General features: G+C 71.0%; 13 protein-coding genes and 1 tRNA gene. 10 read left to right on the top strand and 4 right to left on the bottom strand.

Annotation, left to right across the window (positions count from 1 at the left end):
* The first annotated feature begins 33 nt into the window (after positions 1-33).
* The 3 genes from O7602_RS22605 to O7602_RS22595 all read left to right on the top strand — a co-directional run bounded on the left by O7602_RS22605 (position 34) and on the right by O7602_RS22595 (position 3,666).
* Entirely contained in the window at positions 34-1,638 is a 1,605-nt protein-coding gene (locus O7602_RS22605) for a DUF885 domain-containing protein (protein WP_281584620.1), read from the top strand.
* A 107-nt stretch (positions 1,639-1,745) separates the two neighbouring features.
* Positions 1,746-1,898: a hypothetical protein gene (locus O7602_RS22600; protein WP_281590643.1), complete on the top strand. Its 153-nt coding sequence runs from the start codon at positions 1,746-1,748 to the stop codon at positions 1,896-1,898.
* 112 nt (positions 1,899-2,010) lie between these two features.
* Entirely contained in the window at positions 2,011-3,666 is a 1,656-nt protein-coding gene (locus O7602_RS22595; protein WP_281584619.1) for a glycoside hydrolase family 44 protein, read from the top strand.
* 112 nt (positions 3,667-3,778) lie between these two features.
* On the opposite strand, the gene O7602_RS22590 is transcribed toward O7602_RS22595, so the two are convergent.
* From O7602_RS22590 to O7602_RS22580, 3 genes are all read right to left on the bottom strand, one after another.
* On the bottom strand, positions 3,779-5,494 hold the full coding sequence (locus O7602_RS22590) for a cellulose binding domain-containing protein (protein ID WP_281584618.1): 1,716 nt from the start codon (positions 5,492-5,494) through the stop codon (positions 3,779-3,781).
* Positions 5,495-5,602: 108 nt separating this feature from the next.
* Positions 5,603-7,153: a cellulose binding domain-containing protein gene (locus tag O7602_RS22585; RefSeq protein WP_281584617.1), complete on the bottom strand. Its 1,551-nt coding sequence runs from the start codon at positions 7,151-7,153 to the stop codon at positions 5,603-5,605.
* 34 nt (positions 7,154-7,187) lie between these two features.
* Positions 7,188-8,270: a polysaccharide deacetylase family protein gene (locus O7602_RS22580; RefSeq protein WP_281584616.1), complete on the bottom strand. Its 1,083-nt coding sequence runs from the start codon at positions 8,268-8,270 to the stop codon at positions 7,188-7,190.
* A gap of 547 nt (positions 8,271-8,817) precedes the next feature.
* Between O7602_RS22580 and O7602_RS22575 the strand changes: the two genes are divergently transcribed.
* The 4 genes from O7602_RS22575 (at position 8,818) to O7602_RS22560 (ending at position 13,181) form a co-directional block, all read left to right on the top strand.
* The gene (locus O7602_RS22575) at positions 8,818-11,883 is read left to right on the top strand and encodes a VWD domain-containing protein (protein WP_281584615.1); all 3,066 of its coding nucleotides are present in this window, start codon (positions 8,818-8,820) and stop codon (positions 11,881-11,883) included.
* 62 nt (positions 11,884-11,945) lie between these two features.
* Positions 11,946-12,021 (top strand) — tRNA-Lys (locus tag O7602_RS22570).
* Positions 12,022-12,277: 256 nt separating this feature from the next.
* Positions 12,278-12,484: a hypothetical protein gene (locus O7602_RS22565; protein WP_281584614.1), complete on the top strand. Its 207-nt coding sequence runs from the start codon at positions 12,278-12,280 to the stop codon at positions 12,482-12,484.
* 22 nt (positions 12,485-12,506) lie between these two features.
* A complete protein-coding gene (locus O7602_RS22560) occupies positions 12,507-13,181 on the top strand; it encodes a YdcF family protein (protein ID WP_281584613.1) in 675 nt (224 codons plus the stop codon).
* Positions 13,182-13,187: 6 nt separating this feature from the next.
* Here the strand turns inward: O7602_RS22560 and O7602_RS22555 are convergent, their stop codons facing one another.
* Positions 13,188-14,414: a helix-turn-helix transcriptional regulator gene (locus O7602_RS22555; RefSeq protein WP_348651340.1), complete on the bottom strand. Its 1,227-nt coding sequence runs from the start codon at positions 14,412-14,414 to the stop codon at positions 13,188-13,190.
* Positions 14,415-14,787: 373 nt separating this feature from the next.
* Between O7602_RS22555 and amcA the strand changes: the two genes are divergently transcribed.
* Genes amcA through O7602_RS22545 form a run of 3 tightly spaced genes read left to right on the top strand, consistent with a single transcriptional unit; the run spans position 14,788 to position 16,165 of the window.
* Entirely contained in the window at positions 14,788-14,958 is a 171-nt protein-coding gene (gene amcA, locus O7602_RS31045) for a multiple cyclophane-containing RiPP AmcA (RefSeq protein ID WP_348651295.1), read from the top strand.
* Entirely contained in the window at positions 14,955-15,305 is a 351-nt protein-coding gene (locus tag O7602_RS22550; RefSeq protein ID WP_281584611.1) for a hypothetical protein, read from the top strand. Before amcA ends, O7602_RS22550 begins: the two co-directional genes overlap by 4 nt.
* Positions 15,302-16,165 (top strand): methyltransferase domain-containing protein, encoded by an 864-nt coding sequence (locus tag O7602_RS22545; RefSeq protein WP_281584610.1) that lies wholly within the window; start codon positions 15,302-15,304, stop codon positions 16,163-16,165. The genes O7602_RS22550 and O7602_RS22545 overlap by 4 nt, the downstream gene beginning before the upstream one ends.

The following is a 16,165-nucleotide window of genomic DNA, read 5'->3' as shown; positions in this document are numbered from 1 at the left end:
CTGGTCGGGTCCGGCCAGGCGTAGCATCGCTTCGTGATCGAGGAATTCGCCGGTCGGCTGCTGCGCGACCTGGCCCGCCTCGACCCGTGCGTGGCCGTGGTCGAGGTCGGCGAGCAGGACGTCGATGGGCTCACCGACTACAGCCCCGACGGGCATCAGGCCCGCGCCGACCTTGCGGTCTCCGCCCTGCGCGAATTGGAAAGCATTCCCGGGCGCAGTCCGTTGCGTGCTCATCTCGCCGAACGGCTGCGTGCCCGTGTCGATTTCCACGATGCCGGGGAAGACCTGCGCGAGTTGCACGTGGCAGCCACCGGCCCGCTCTCGCTCATCCGCCAGGCCGTCGAGGCCGGGGTGCCCGGACGGGACGTCGATGGCGCGGCCTACGAGGAGGGCTGGGCGCGGGTGGGCGCCCGTCTCGCCGCCATCCCCGCGACCCTGGAGGGGTACGCGGGCAGTCTCCTGCTCGCCGCCGAGCGCGGCCACCTGCCGACCCGGCGTCAGGTGGAACTCGTGGCGCAGCGCTGTCGCGCCTGGACGGACGAGGACGCCGCGCTGGTGGAGCGGTACGGCGGGGGCACCCAACGGGCGTCGTTGCGGGCAGCCGCGAAGGGCGCGCGGGACGCGTACCGGAAACTGGGCGCGACGCTGACCGCGGACCTGGGGGCGCGGGCGCGCGACGACGAGGCGTTCGGGCCGGAGCGGTACGCCCTCTGGGTGCGGACGTTCCTCGCCGACGAACCGGATCTCCGCGAGCTGCACGAGTGGGGTTGGGACGAGTTCACCAGGATCGAGGCGGAGCTGGTCGCCGAGGCGAAGGTTCTCGGCGGGAGCGTGCCCGAGGTGATCGAGCGACTCGACCGGCCCGACGCAGTGGGTGTGTTGCCCGGTCGGGCCGCGTTCGGCGCGTGGTTGCAGGAGCTGTTGGAGGCCACCACCGAGCAGTTGGACGGCGTGCACTTCGACATCCCCGCGCCGTTGCGGCGTATCGAGTCCCGGGTCACCGGGTCGGCCGGCACCTCCTACACCGGGCCGTCGCGTGACCTGACGCGCCCCGGTCGGGTCTGGTGGTTCCTGCCCGAGGGCCGGGAGAGTTTTCCCACCTGGTCTGCCTACAGCACCGCCTATCACGAGGGGGTGCCCGGTCATCACCTCCAGATGGGCCACGAGGCGTACCAGGGCGGGCTCGGGCCGGAGCTGAACCTGCTCGGTGGGCTCTCCGGCTGCCGGGAGGGCTGGGCACTGTACGCCGAACGGTTCATGGACGAGATCGGCTACTACGAACAGCCGGGCGCCCGCCTCGGGCACCTCCTCATGCAGTTGCTGCGGGCGGCCCGGGTGGTGCTCGACGTCGGCCTGCACCTGCGGCTGCCGATGCCGTCCGGCGACGGCGCACGGTGGACGCCGGAGGCGGCGCTACGACTGCTGCGGGACAGATGCCATCAGGGGCCGTACGCGTCGGGAGAACTCGCGCGTTATCTGGGCCGGCCAGGGCAGGCGCTGACGTACAAGGTCGGTGAGCGGGTGTGGTTGGCGGGCCGATCCTCGTTCCCCGGCGACCGGCGGGCCTTCCACCGTCGGGCGTTGGAGGTCGGCTCGCGAGGGCTGGAACAGTTGGCCCTGGGGTTGGCCGCCGCGTGAGCGGGCTGGTGACTCGGCGGTCCGGATATGCCAGGCCGCCCGGGGCGGACGCGGTCCAGCCGAGGCCGCGCACCCTTTGATCTGACCGTCAACGCTCGCATCCGAGCGTGATCCCCGGTCGGGGCACGGTGAGGGTTCTCATCTACCTGGCCGGCTGCCTGCACGACGCGGTCGACGATCTGCACCGGCTCCGGCACGGCGGCGCCGGCCATGTCTTCGACCGCTTCCTCGGCTGGGCCCGCCCAACTCTCCGCGAATGATCGATGAGGGCAGTCATTCCCTTCAATGCCACTGAGTTGACTAAATATTGACGAGCAGTAATGTATATGCGGGTTCGGCCCGTCCTGGGTCGATCGACGGCGGGAGTTTCTGATGGGTACGCAACGACGGCGCAAACCACGTCCGACCACGGTGATCGGTGTGGCCGGAAGTCTGGTGGCGGGGTTGTTGACCACCCAGGCCGTCGCCGGTCCGGCGGCGGCCGACACCGGCCTCACCCTGGCGGTGGACGTTTCCGCCGCCCGGCACGCGATCAGCCCCGACATCTACGGCATGAACGGCGGTGATCCCGCGCTCGTCGCCGAACTCGGCACGCCCGTGGCCCGCTGGGGCGGCAATTCGAGCAGCCGCTACAACTTCAAGAATCACACCTACAACACCGGCAGCGACTGGTATTTCGAGAACATCGTGGCCGGGCCGGACAACACGGTCGAGGCGTTCGTCCAGCGCAACCGCGACAGCCGGACGAAGCAGGTGGTCACCGTGCCGTTGATCGGCTGGGTGGCGAAGGACTCGCCCTCGTCGCACCCGTTCGCCTGCGGCTTCCCGGCCACCCGCTTTCCCGAGCAGGACTCGTTCGACCAGTGGGACCCCAACTGCGGCAACGGCCGGCACGCCGACGCGAACCTGGTCGGCGCGGTCCCCTCGGACACCTCGATCCCGGCGGACGCGTCGTTCGCCGGGGAGATGGTGTCGCATCTCGTGGACCAGTTCGGCCCGGCGGCACGTGGCGGCGTGTCGATCTACGAACTCGACAACGAGCCGGTGCTGTGGAACTCCACCCACCGCGACGTGCATCCCGATCCGGTGAGCTACGACGAGCTGGGCGGCAAGGGCACGGCGACCGCCGCGGCCATCAAGGCCGCCGACCCGCGCGCGAAGGTGCTCGGCCCGTCCGGTTGGGGCTACTGCGAGTGGGTGGCGTCCGGCGTGGACGGGTGCGCGCCGGGCGCGGACGCGGCGGCGCACGGCGGGCTCAACCTGTCCCAGTGGTATCTGAAGAACATGAGGGAGTTCAGCGACGCCCACGGCGGGAAGCGCTTCCTCGACTACTTCGATCAGCACTACTATCCGCAGATCAGCGGGGGTAAGGACCCGGATTCCAACGCGCTGCGGCTGCGTTCCACCAGGTCGCTGTGGGATCCGACGTACCAGGACGAGTCGTGGATCGGCGCCGGCGGGGTGAACGCGCCGCCGTTGCAGTTCATTCGCCAGATGAAGGCGTGGGTGGCGCAGTACTACCCCGGCACGAAGGTCGCCATCACCGAATACAACTGGGGCGCGCTCGACGACATCAACGGCGCGCTCGCGCAGGCCGACGTGCTCGGCATCTTCGGGCGCGAGGGTCTGGACCTGGCCACCATCTGGGGCGAGCCGAAACCGACCGACCCCGGCGCGTACGCGTTCCGGATGTACCGGAACTACGACGGCGCCGGCAGCAGGTTCGGGAACGTGAGCGTGTCGGCGGTCAGCAGCGACCAGGGGAAGCTCGCGGTGTACGCCGCGCAACGCTCGTCCGACAAGGCACTCACCGTCATGGTGGTCAACAAGACGGGCGAGGACCTGACGTCACGGCTGGCGCTGGCCGGACTCCACGGCAGTGGTAAGGCCCAGCGGTTCACCTACGGTCCGGCCGACCTCACCTCGATCGTCCGCGGCGAGGACCTGCGGGTGACCCGCGGCGGCGTCCGCGCGACGTACCCGGCGAACTCCGTGACGCTGCTCGTCCTGCCCCAGCGCCACCGCTGAGCGTCTCACCGCTGCACGCGTAACAGAACGGTTAGGAAGGGCCCCCTCCTATACATGAAGCGATAGGAGGGGGCCCTTCCTAACCTCCGGCCGGAGCCGGGGTTGCCGCCCGTCAGGCCACCGTGCAGGGGATGCCGTTGAGGGTGAACGCGGTCGGCTCGGCGGTGTTGCCGGTGTGCGTGCCCTGGAAACCGATGTCGACGGTGGCCCCGGGCGCGATCGTGCCGTTGTAGCTGACGTTGCGGGCGCTCACCTGCCCGCTGGAGGGCGAGTAGGTGGCGTTCCAGCCCGAGGTGATGGCCTGGCCGGAGGGCAGGGTGAAGACCAGCGTCCAGCCGTTGATCGTCGAGGTGCCGGTGTTGGTGATGCTGATACTGCTCGTGAAGCCGGAGTTCCAGGTGTTCATCGTGTAGGCGACGCGGGGTCCGGTGCCGCCACCGGGGGTGGGCGAGGTGGTGGGCGAGGTGGTGGGCGTGGGCGATGCGGTGGGGGTGACTGTCGGGCTGGGCGACGAGGTGCCGCCGCTGATGCTGGTCACGAACGTCATCACGCTCCGCGCGGGGAGCGTGACGGTGAGGGAGCCGTTGGACATGGTGAGCGCGCTCTGGGGCGCGACGTTCCGGCTCCCGTCGGTCAGCCAGTTCGAGACACTGCCGGACGCGTTGGTGTTCGACAGGGTGAACTGCTGGCTCACCGACGAGGTGTTCTTGTTGACGGCGACGATGACGACGGTGTTGTCATTCCGGTACGCCGAGACGAAGACGTTCGACGTCGGGTTCGCCGTCGCGTCGATCCGCACGTACCCGGGGCGGACGAACCTGGCGAAGTGCGTCATCATCGCACCGCGCTTGCTGATCTGACCGTCCTCCCGCATCGGGCCGTAGCTGCGCCGGAGGTACCACCAGACGTATGCCTGGAACTCGGCGTCCACCATGGCATGGTGGATGTGCTCGCCCACGTCGAGCGCCTCCGGCCAGGCGTCCCCCGAGTTCGCGTTGCTGTTGGGGTAGTAGACCTCGGTCATCCAGAGGTCCTTGCCCGCGCCCTTCTGCTTGAAGAGGGGATAGGGGAAGTTCGAGTACGAGGTGCCGTAGAGGTGCGCCCCGATGATGTCCACGTTGGCGAGCGCCGCGGAGTCGTTGAGAATCGGGTCCGACATGGACTTGACGTACTGGAAGGACTCGGGCGCCATGACCCTGGTGCTGATCGAGCCGGCGTTCTCCCGCAGGAACCGCACCATCTCGGCGGATGTCCACCACGTCCAGTCGTACGCGTAGTCGGGCTCGTTCTGCACCGAGATGCTGTACAGGTTCACCCCGTTGTTGCGCATGTACGCGGTGAAGTCGTTCAGGTGTTGGGCGTAGGCGGCGTACGAGCTGTACCGGAGGCGCTTCGCGTTGGTCTGGCTGCCGCGGGTGAAGGTCTCGATCATGCTGGCGGGGGGATTCCACGGCGACGCGAAGACCGTCGCGCCGAGTTCCACCGCCCGCTTCGCCGTCGCCAGGTCACGGCTCCAGTCCGACTGGTTCTCGCCGACCGGAATACGCAACATGGAGAAGCCCAGACGGCCCTCGCCGACGCCGAACGCCGTGTCCCGTTGGGCGGCCGTCAGGTCGCCGATCCAGGCCGCGTGGGCCATCGCGCCGAAGCCTCGGATCGTCTGCCGCGTTGCCGACGGATTGATGTTCGCCGCCGCCGCCGAGGCTTCCGTGGCCCCCACGACCGCCGCGACCGCCGCGACCGGCACGGCGCCCATCGTCGCCAGGACGGTTCGGCGGCGCAGCAGCCTCCGCTCACCGCTCACCGGCTGCTTCTGATCGTGCGTCATGTCTCGTCCTCCTGGCTGTTGGTGGTGGTACGGGCTGGCTCGGGCCGAGCCGGCCCGAGGTGGTCGGGCCCGACCTCGGTGTCGGTGGTGGTCTCGGCGTGTGCCGAGCTACCAGGTCAGCGGCAGGGTGCCGATGAACCGGGTGAGCGCCCCGGCGAGGAGCTGGTCGTCGCGCCGGGAGGGGTGCCAGTCGCAGCCCAGCTTGTCCAGGCCCAGGGCGTTGTCGTCGTAGTAGAGCGAGCGGACCCGGGCGTCGCCCTGGTCGGCGCGGGCCCGGACGATCTGCTGGATCGAGGAGGCGAGCGGCGTGTTGGACAGGTCCGGGTAGGTGAGCACGATGTACGTGTCGGGGCCGTACCGGGCCCGCAGTTTGTCCAGGAAGCCCAGGTACGCGGTGCGGAAGTCGGCGGCGAGCTGGTCGAGGGTGGTCCACCGCTCACCGGCGTTGAGGGCGGTGGAGAAGTCGTTGATGCCCAGGCCGACGACGACAAGTTGCGGCTTCCAGGTGCCCGGGTTCTGCCACGTCGTGCTGTTCCAGAGCGCCTGCAGGTCGGTCTCGTAGTGGGTGCGGAAGTTGTCCGTGCCTCCGCCGTTGTAGTTGCGCACCATGCCCAGGCCGGACCAGGCGATGAGCTGGTAGTCGGCGTTCAGGCTCTGCGCGGTGAGGGCGCCGAAGGTGAGGTCGGCGTTGGAGTTTCGGGTGACCCCGCCGTTGGCGGAGCAGTCGCGGGTCGTCGACATGTTGCCGTAGCCGGCGGTCCACGAGTCACCGATGAACTCGATCTGTCGGCTGCGGGCGGCCGGCTTGGCCAGGATCGCGCCGCCGGGGGCGGCGACGAGACCGCCGAACTCGCCCGCGGCCCACGGGCTCTCCGTCCGTTTGACAAGTCGTACGGTGTGGTCGGCGTCGGCGAGGTTCCGGACCCAGTAGGTGGTCTGCCCGGGGGTGACCAGGGTGGCGACGGTCGTGCCGTCGATCTGCACGGCGTAGTCGTTCTGGCTGTCGTTGAGGACGATCCCGACGCCGGTGCCGCGGAACCGTCCCTCGAAGTAGATGCCGGGCCAGGTGTACTGGACGCTGGTTCCGGCCGCCCTGACCCGCCCGACGGTGCTCGTCTGCGCCAGCGCGCCGGAGGCCGGCGGCGGGGCGGTGGTGGGCGGAGAGCTGGTGGGCGGAGCGCTGGTGGGCGGAGCGCTGGTGGGTGGGGTGCTGGTGAACGAAGTGGTGGGGGTCGGGCGTCCAGTGCACGTGACGCCGTTGAGCGCGAAGTCCGTCGGCACCGGGTTCGACGTGTTGTTCCACGAGCCGCTGAAGCCGAACTGCGTGCCGGCCCCGGTGCCGAGGTTGCCGTTCCAACCGGCGTTGGTGACGGTGACCCGGCCGCCGGACTGGGTCACCGTGCCGTTCCACGACTGCCCGACCACCTGCCCGGCGGTGAACGACCACGTCAACCGCCAACCGGTGAGCGGATCGCCGAGGTTGGTGACGTCGACGTTCGCGCCGAAGCCTCCGGGCCACTGACTGGTCACCGTGTAGGTGACCCGACAGCCGGCGGCGGCCTGCGCGGAGACGGCGGTGGTGAGTGCGCCGGTCGCGGCGACGGCGGCGGTGGTGCACACCGCCACCGCCAACCGCAGTCGGGTACGGGTGCGTGGCATCTGTGGTCCTCCGGACGATGGGACGGCGGTGGCGTTACGCGCCGGCGCAGGTGATGTCGCTCGGCGCCGGTGAGCTGTTGCCGTTGCCGAGGAAGCCGAAGCTCGTCGACCCGCCGGCGTTGAGGGTGCCGTTGTAGGGGGCGTTGCGCACGCTTACCGAGCCGCTGGCGCCGGTGGCCACGCCGTTCCACACGTTGTTGATGCTCTGCCCGCCGGCCAGGGTCATCCGGACCGTCCAGCCGGTGATGGCCGTCGTGCTGCTCACGGTCACCTCGCCCTGGAAACCGCCGGTCCAACTGCTGACGAGCCGGTAGGTGGCGGTGCAGGGTCCCGAGGGGTCCGGCGGCGGGGTGGTGGGCGGTGCGGTGGTGGGCGGCGCGGTGGTCGGGGGTGCGGTGGTGGGCGGTGCCGTGGTGGGGGGTGCGGTGGTGGGCGTGCCGCCGTCCGGGGCGACCGCTCGTCCGGTGGCCGGTGAGATCATGCCGGCGCACAGGCCACGGCCGGCGAGGTCGCTGACGATGCGCGGGATGGCCGCGATGGTGTTGGCCGGCCAGTCGTGCATGAGGATGGACTGGCCGGCCTGGAGCCGCCGGGCGTTCTGCACGATCTGGTCGGTGCTGGCGTTGTTCCAGTCCTGGGAGTCCACATCGGCGTTGATCTCGGTCAGCCCGAACTGGGCCTCGACCGCCCGCAGCGTCCCGTTCGACTCCAGGTACGGCGGCCGGAACAGCTTGGGCGCCGTGCCGGTGGCCTGCTGGATCACCTGCTGGGTCTGGGAGATCTCCGAGGTCATCTGCGCCTGGCTGAGCTGGGTCATGTGGGGGTGCGTCCAGCTGTGGTTGCCGATCCACATCCCGGCGTCCCGCTGGGCCCGGACCAGCGCCTGGTTACCCTGCGCGTTCTGGCCGACGTTGAAGAAGGTCGCCCGTACCCCGGCGGCCTTGAGGGTGTTGATCAGCGTGGTGGTGTTGCCGGGGGTGGGCCCGTCGTCGAAGGTCAGCGCCACGTAGCCGGTGCACGCGGCGGCCATCGAGGGCGCGGCGGTGACGGCCAGGCCGGACGCCACCGCGGTCAGGAGCGCGGCGGTGGTGGCGACCGCGGCCGCCGTTCGTCGCACGGGTCGGGTCGGGCTGGTCGAGTCGGTCGCGGCAGTCGTTCGTCCGGGTGGGAAGGATCTCATCGGTGTCGTCTCCGCTGGCGGTCGAGGTGCTGCTCGGCGCCGTGCGGATCGAGTTGCCCGGAGTCGGTCCGCGCCGTGTCCCGTCGAGGCGCGCCGGTGGAAAGGGCGGCGGGCGACCTCGGCGACGCGCTGGCAGCGATGTCGTGTCGGTGGACACGATGCGCCGGCCGGCAGCTCTCGTCGGCTCTGAACGCACCATGTCGTACGGCCTGTGGGCCAGCCCGGCTCCGATGCGATTATGCCTACACGATTCGGTGATCGTCAATGAGTCGCGTCAGCGCGGACCGTGCTCCGCTCGCGGCGACGGAAGGTCAACCGGCCGGCACGCCCGGCGCGAGGAACGCCTCCACCGACGGCCCGTCCCGCCGGCTCCGCACCGGCCCGCTCGGTCGCGCTCGCCAGCACCCCCGCCAGCAGCCGCCGGACGGACCGGTCCCCGACAGAGCACCGGGATCGGCGGCCCCGCGCCCCTACAGTCCCCACCATGACGTGGACGGTGCGATTCGCGACCGGGCTCGCCGTACCGCTGGCGGCCCTGGCGTTCGGGACGGCGAGCGCCGCCGCCGACGACGGCGGCCTCGGCCTGGCCCTGCGACCGGCCCAGGCGGACTACCGCGCCGGCGACCAGGTCCGCCTGGACCTCACCGTCACCAACTCCACCGGGTCGGCGTGCGCGCTGCCCACCAGCGCCGTCGGCACCGCCCAGATCACCGGGGTACGCCGGGACGGGCGCGACCTCACGCCGGTGCTCGCCCGCAGCTTCCACGACGACGGGATCGCCGCCGTCGCCACCGCGGGCCTGGCCACCGTCGGACCCGGCGCGACCGCGACCGTGGCACTGACCGGCGTCCGGCTGCACGACGGCGACGCGCCCGGCGACGTCGTGCTCCGTTCGGTGGCCGCCACCGGAGACGGCGGCGGCCTGGACTCGCTCTGGCCGGTCGGCGCCTCCGGACGGTACGAGGTCACGGCCGGCTACGTGACCCTGCCGGTCACCGGCGTCGCGAACCTCTGCCCGGGCGCCACGGAGCTGCGGACCGCCACGTTCACCGTCAGCGACCGCGGTGCGTCCGGTCGCCGCTGGCTCTGGCCCGCCGCCGGGGCGCTGCTGCTGCTCCTGGCCGCGCTCGTGGTCGTGCTGTGGACGCGCCGGCGGCGGCCGACCGCCGCCGCCGTGGCCCTGCTGCTGGTCGCCGCCGGCGCGCTTGTCGGCGGCGGATCCCGGCCGGCCCGGGCCGACTACACGGTCGACCCGACCGGGGGCGTGCCGATCAAGGGCGTCGACTTTCAGGCCGCGGTCGACGGCTGCCTGAAAGGATTCGCCGAGCCGGGCGGGGACCCGTCCGGCGTGCTGCCCCGGCTGAAGGACAGGAAGAGCCCGAAGGTGCGGATCATCCCCACCCCGGGCGGCTCGGGCGCGTTCGAGACCCCGGACAGCGCCGACGGCAAGGGCTCGTCCACGGTCACCTGGAACCCGACCTCCACCGACCCGTACGACGACGGGGTGGCCCGGGACCCGTGCGCCGCGCTCTACCACGAGCTGAACCACGCCGACGACATCTCCCGCGACGCGGTCCCGGCGGGCGAGTGCGGGAGCACCGGGATCCCCACGGCGGAGGTGAAGGCGACGCTCGCGGAGAACCGCTACCGGGCCGCGAAGGGCCTGTCGCCGCGCAAGCAGTACAAGGAAAAGACGCTGCCGAAGAGCCTCGACGAGTGCAAGAAGCCGGCGAAGAAGACGCCGCCGCCGAAGGGGCCGGTGAAGCTCTGCGAGAACGGAGCCGACTGCGGTGGCAGCAACGGCGACCCACACCTGGTCACCTTCGACCGGGTCGCCTACGACTTCCAGGCCGTCGGCGAGTTCACGCTCGTCGCGTCCACCGGCGGCGACCCGCTTGAGGTGCAGGTCCGGCAGGCGCCGATGGCCGGCACCCGCACCGCCTCGGTCAACTCCGCGGTGGCGTTCCGGCTCGGCGCCCACCGCGTCGCGCTCACCCTCACCGGCGGCGCCACCCGCGTACACGTCGACGGGACGCCGCTGGCCGCGCCGCCGGACCGCACCGACCTGGCCGGCGGCGGCAGCCTCACCCGCCGCCCCTCCGACACCGGACCCGACGACGGGTACGACGTGACGTGGCCGGACGGGTCCGCGGCGGCGGTGGACCAGATCGGCCGCTACGGCTACCGGGTGCTGGTCCACCTCGCCGACGGCCGGGCCGGGAAGGTACGCGGCCTGCTCGGCGACTTCGACGGCGACCCGGCCGACGACATCGCGCCCGCCGCCGGACCGCCCCTCACCCAGCCCGTGCCCTTCGCCCGGCTCTACCCGGCGTACGCGGACAGTTGGCGGATCACCGCGGACCGCTCGCTGTTCCCCTACGCCGACGGGGAGAACACCGGCACGTTCACCGACCGGAGCTTCCCCGAGCGGGAGGTGACCGCCGCCGACCTCGATCCGGCCCGGCGCGCCACGGCGGAGCGGATGTGCCGGTGGGCCGGCGTCACCGCGCCCGGCCCGCTCGCCGAGTGCGTCTTCGACGTCGCCGTCAGCGGGCGTCCCGAATTCGCCGTGGCCGGCGCCACCACCGAACGGGTCGCCCCGCCGGCCGGCACGCCGATCACCGCCGTACCTGTCGCCACCGCCAGCCTGACCCCCGGCGGTGACCCGCTGACCTTCGCCGGCCGCGCCGGTGACGCCGTCTTCGTCGACGTCACCGCGCCCGGCATCGGCGACCGCTGCTCGCCGTACCTGCTCGTCGACCCGGGCGGCCGGGACATCGCGAGCGGCTGCAACATCAGGGGCGCCGGCTACGTCGACCGCGTCGACCTCACCGCCACCGGCACATACGCGCTGCGTGTCGCCGCCGCCCCCGGTGACACCGGTCGCGCCGCCGTCCGCGTCTACGTGGCCCGGGACAGCGAGGGCACCCTCGCGCCGAACGGCCCGACGACGACCGCGACGATCGAGCAACCAGGCGCCCGGGCGCGCTACCGGTTCACCGGCCACCAGGGGGACCGGGTCTTCGTCGAGGTGACCGCCAGCACGCTCACCGACCAGTGCTCCCCACTGGAACTGCGGGACGCGGACGGACAGTTGCTGAACAGTGGCTGCGTGGTCAACGGCGTCGGCGAGGTCGACGGTACGCTCCTGCCCGCCGACGGCACGTACACCGTGCTCGTCGACCCGGTGGAACGCGGCACCGGCACCGTCACGCTGCGTCTGGTCACCGGCCGGGACCGGGACGGTCCCCTCACGGTCGGCGGGCCGCCGGTGGTCGCCGACATCGACCGGCCCGGCGCGGTCAGCAGCTACCGGTTCACCGCCGCCGCCGGCACGTCGGTGGCGGTGACCGCGACCGCCGCGACGCTGCCCGACCAGTGCGGCGTGCTGGCGCTGCGCGCCCCCGACGGCAGCACGATCGCCACCGGCTGCGTGATCAACGGCACCGGCGACATCGTGCCGACAGTGCTGCCGGCGACCGGAGAGTACGCGCTGCTCGTCGACCCGTCCGGGACCGCGACCGGCCAGGTCACGCTCGTGGTGCGATGAGGCCGCCCCTGCCGTCGTGGGCCGGCGCGGGGACTGCTAACGTCTCGTCCCGTTGCCGATGAGCGCCGCTAGCTCAACTGGCAGAGCAGCGGACTCTTAATCCGCGGGTTCGGGGTTCGAGTCCCTGGCGGCGCACCAACGAGCAAGGCCCCGACCTGGTGGTTCACACCGGATTTGGGCCCTTTTCGCGTACGTCTTTGGTGGGTGGTCGCTCGGTGGGTGCTCGGGAGCCGTTGGACCGTTTCGGCCACGGTAGACGTGATGCCCATGGCGGCCTAACCGAACGTGGTTCCGGTTGGATCGGCGCTGATCATGGTTCGAAGATGCGGGTGGGACCGGGCGTTCGCGTGGAGTCGGCTTCGTCCTACTGCCTGGTCGCCCCTACGCTGAGGGCATGAGGGAACCGAGCGCGGACCGCACCTATGCCACCCCTGACGACCTCGCGGTGTCGGCGGTGCTGCCGGAACTTCTGCGGAGTGTGCGGGAGGGCCAGGTCGTCTACCTGAGCGAGCGGGACGAGCCGGTAGCCGCGGTCGTTCCGCTGGAGGTGGCGAGGGCGGGCCTGGCGGCCCTCGGAAGGCCCGACGAGGGGACCCGGTGACGGTCCTGCCCGGTAGGCGCTGATGCACCGGCATACGGCAGCGCCGGCGGAGTCGATCCCCGGCGAGATTCGGGCAGACGTGGAGACGCTGTGGCGCTACCACGACATGCACCACGAGTTGCGTCCGTGTGACGTGGGGATCGGGCTGGGCAGCCATGACCTGGGTGTCGCGGTGATCGCGACGCGGCTGTTCCACCAGGGCCTGTTCCCGTGGATCGTGTTCACCGGCGCGAACGCGCCGACGACGGTGGAGCGGTTCCCGCGCGGCGAGGCGGTGCACTACCGCGAGTACGCGGTCGAGCAGGGCGTGCCGGCGGAGTCGATTCTCGTGGAGCCACGGGCGACGAACACCGCCGAGAACCTGGAGTTCTCGCGTGCCCTCCTCGCCGAGTGGCAGATCACGGTCCGGTCGGTGCTGATCATGTCGCGGCCGTACCAGCAGCGCCGGGCGTACGCGACCTGCAAGCTGATGTGGCCGGAGGTCGACGTGGTGTGCGCGTCGAATCCGTTGGAACTAGACGACTACGTGCGCAGCATCGGTGACCCGCGGCGAGTGGTGGACATGCTGGTCGGGGACACGCAGCGGATCGAGGTATATGCCGAGCGCGGTTTCGCGATCCCGCAGGAAATGCCGGACGAGGTACGGGCTGCCTTCGAGCGCCTGGTGGCGGCCGGCTACACGAGCCGGCTGATCTGACCACGGCTACCAGCGGGGTCGTCCCGACCGGACGCCCATCCGCTCGCTGAGTTCCACGGCGAGTCGGGGCGGTCGGGGGCGGGTGAGGATGTCCCGGACGAGGTCGCGGGACAGCCGGTGGTAGCGCACCTGGTCCGGGCCGATTACCTCGGCTTCCAAGAGTGCGCCGAGGGCGTCGTCGATGCGGTTCCAGCGGGCTAGCGCTCGCGCGGTCTCGATGGCGTGGCGGACCTGCCGCTCGATGGGCATCGAACCGGTATCGAGGGGCGTGCCGATGGCGATGGCGCGTTGCACGTCGCCGAGTTCCATCGCCACGGTTGTCTTGTGGATCGACACGTTGGTGGGCCCGAAGGCGGTCCACACGTGATTGCCGTCGGCGCCGAGCCGGCTGGCTGCGGCGTCGGCCTCGGCAATATGAGTGCCCGCGGATGCGCGGTCGTCGTCCCGGGCAGCGGCGAGCGCGCAGACCAGGTGCAGACTGCCGTAGACCGACAACAGTTGCGCTGTGGGCCTGGTCAGCCGTGGTTCGAGGAACTGCGCCGCGGTGGCGGCGAGGCCACGGGCCTGCGCGAATTCGCCGATCGAGACCAGGGAGTGCGCGGCGGAACGGCTGAGTGAGCCGATGACGACGTGGTCCTGACTGCTGTTGGCGGCGGTAAGTCCTCGGCTGGCTGCGGTCCAGGCGAGATCGCCTTCGCCGAGCTTGGTGAGGAACAGCGCGGCGAGCTGGTGTGCGTAGGCGGTCATCGCGTGTGCGCGCTCGCCATCGTCGCCGTCGTACGCCTCGGTGGCGGTGAGGCAGTCGTGGATGAGGTAGGGGAGCCGGCGGGCGAGGGTGCCGTACCGCGAGTGCTGGTAGGCGGTCCAGATCTCGGCGACGTCGTTCTCGATCTCACGCAGGGCGGGGGCCTCGACGGCGGCCGGACTGGCCAGCGTGGGCGCGAGATGCCGGTAGTCGTGGAGCGCGGCGCGTAACGCGGGGATGGTTTCGCGACCTGAGTCGTCGGACCACTCGAACAGGCTCGGTGCGCCGATCAGGTCCCCGAGGGACACGTCGAGGGCTTTGGCGATCGCGCGGATGACCGAGAGGCGGTCCAGGTCGGCCCGGTTCGTCTCGACCTTGCGCAGCCATTCCTGTGTCTTTCCGACCAGGCCGGCCAGCACCTCTTGGGAGAGTCCGCGCCGCCGCCGGTAGAAGGCGACGCGCTGGCCGATCGTCATGTCGTCTGTCATTCCTCGCACACCGTCCACCTTGCCCTTCGATGACCGCCGGACCCGGTACGGATTTTCCCGGTTTCTCGGCCAGGCCGCCGCTACGTTCAGTTCGCCTCAGATCACCTGCGTGTGTCGATGTCGGTGTCGGGGGTTCTGACCGAGCGCTGTGGATGGAGGGATCGATGATCGGCGCACCGAAGCACGGCGTGGGCGGCCGAGTCGGACCACCCCGGATCCTTCCGTCCCTGTGTCTTCCCCACCTGCGTACCGCCATCGGGGCTGCGCGGGCGGGTGAACGGCGGTCTGCTCCCGCCCGCCGAGGTGCGGCGGTGGGCTCGTCCTTGTTCCGGCGAGCCCACCGCTCATCTGGCTGCTGCTGGGGGAGGCCGGCATGACGATTTACGTCTCGCGTCACGCGAAGGCTGACCTGTCCTGGCGGCAGATGCTCATCACGGAGGGTTCCTGGCAACGGACAATCACGCGGCCGGCTGACCCGCCGTTGTTGACGCATGCCTGGCGTCAGCTGTTCGAGCGGCAGGTCCGGGACGGTGGTCGGCGATGACCGGCGACCGGGATCAGCGGCGCGTCCGAACGGATCGCGCGGCGCCGTCCGGGCAGGAACATCTGCCGTTACGTCCGCTGTGGTTGTGCCGGCGATGCGGCCAACGGTGGCCCTGTGGCGCGGCGAAGCTCGCCCTTCTGGCGGAGTACCAGGACAGCCCGCTGAGCCTGTTTCTCTACCTGGCCGGGTGCCTGCATGACGCGATCGACGATCTGCACCAGCTCCATCCCAGCGACACCGGCGGCATCGCCGATGTCTTTGACCGATTCCTCGGCTGGCCCGCCCGGCACGTTCGCTCCTACCGGGTCGCCACCAGGACTTCTCCCGATGAGGAGGAACCTTCATGACCAGCACTGACGTCATCAATGCGCCGCCGCAGACGCTCCGGTTGAGAATCCCGGCAGGCGCGGCGAACACGCTGTGCCAGGTGACGCCGGCCCGCAGCGGCGTGCTGTCGGCGGAGGTCGAGGTGCGAGGCCAGCGGGCCCGGATCGAGACGCCGGACGACGGGCCGGTCCTCTTTCCGACCGACGTGGGGCTCACGCTACTGAGCGCGCTTAACACCGACCCTGACCTGCCCGTGGCGGGCGCCCGCGCCTTGGACATCGGGTGCGGTTCCGGCCTGCACACGGTGGCGCTAGCCTTGGCGGGCGCGGCACATGTGACCGCGCTGGACGTCAACCCGGCATGCGCGGACGTGACCCGCGACAACGCGGTCCGCAACGGCATCCAGCCGGACCAGGTGACCACGATCGTCGGGGACCTCGCCAACTTGGCAGTCGCCGAACCGTGGGACCTGGTGGTCTGCAACCCGCCGCACTTCCCGCACGATACGGTCTACGCCGCTGACGACGGCATCGAGACAGCCTTGGTCGGCGGCAGCGACGGACGGGCGTTGTACAACGTCCTACTCGCCCGCCTCGACGAGCTGCTCGCCCCGGGCGGGACGCTGCTGCTCACGCATTCGTCCCTGACCGACATCCCCCGCACCCGTCAGACGCTGCGGCGCAACGGATACGACTGCCGCACCGTGCAGGTCTGCGAACTGGACATCCCCATGCGTCGCTACGCGACCCACCGCGACGTGCTGCTGTCGCGGCTGTACCCACTCCGGGCGGCCGAACGGGCAGCGTTCCGTGGTCTCCGGTTCGAGGTGCACACCCTCGCCGCCACCCGCATCGATCCCCTGGATGGAACAGGTGAGTGA

The organism is Micromonospora sp. WMMD1128 (genome assembly GCF_027497235.1).
Classification (GTDB): domain Bacteria; phylum Actinomycetota; class Actinomycetes; order Mycobacteriales; family Micromonosporaceae; genus Micromonospora.
The sequence above is the reverse complement of the archived record's forward strand: the minus strand, read 5'-3'. Positions and strand labels throughout refer to the sequence as shown.

Coding starts and splice junctions, on each gene's coding strand:
- O7602_RS22595 (WP_281584619.1), top strand. CDS start 2,011: ATGGGTACGCAACGACGGCGCAAACCACGTCCGACCACGGTGATCGGT.
- O7602_RS22590 (WP_281584618.1), bottom strand. CDS start 5,494: ATGACGCACGATCAGAAGCAGCCGGTGAGCGGTGAGCGGAGGCTGCTG.
- O7602_RS22585 (WP_281584617.1), bottom strand. CDS start 7,153: ATGCCACGCACCCGTACCCGACTGCGGTTGGCGGTGGCGGTGTGCACC.
- O7602_RS22575 (WP_281584615.1), top strand. CDS start 8,818: ATGACGTGGACGGTGCGATTCGCGACCGGGCTCGCCGTACCGCTGGCG.
- O7602_RS22565 (WP_281584614.1), top strand. CDS start 12,278: ATGAGGGAACCGAGCGCGGACCGCACCTATGCCACCCCTGACGACCTC.
- O7602_RS22560 (WP_281584613.1), top strand. CDS start 12,507: ATGCACCGGCATACGGCAGCGCCGGCGGAGTCGATCCCCGGCGAGATT.
- O7602_RS22555 (WP_348651340.1), bottom strand. CDS start 14,414: ATGACAGACGACATGACGATCGGCCAGCGCGTCGCCTTCTACCGGCGG.
- amcA (WP_348651295.1), top strand. CDS start 14,788: ATGACGATTTACGTCTCGCGTCACGCGAAGGCTGACCTGTCCTGGCGG.
- O7602_RS22550 (WP_281584611.1), top strand. CDS start 14,955: ATGACCGGCGACCGGGATCAGCGGCGCGTCCGAACGGATCGCGCGGCG.
- O7602_RS22545 (WP_281584610.1), top strand. CDS start 15,302: ATGACCAGCACTGACGTCATCAATGCGCCGCCGCAGACGCTCCGGTTG.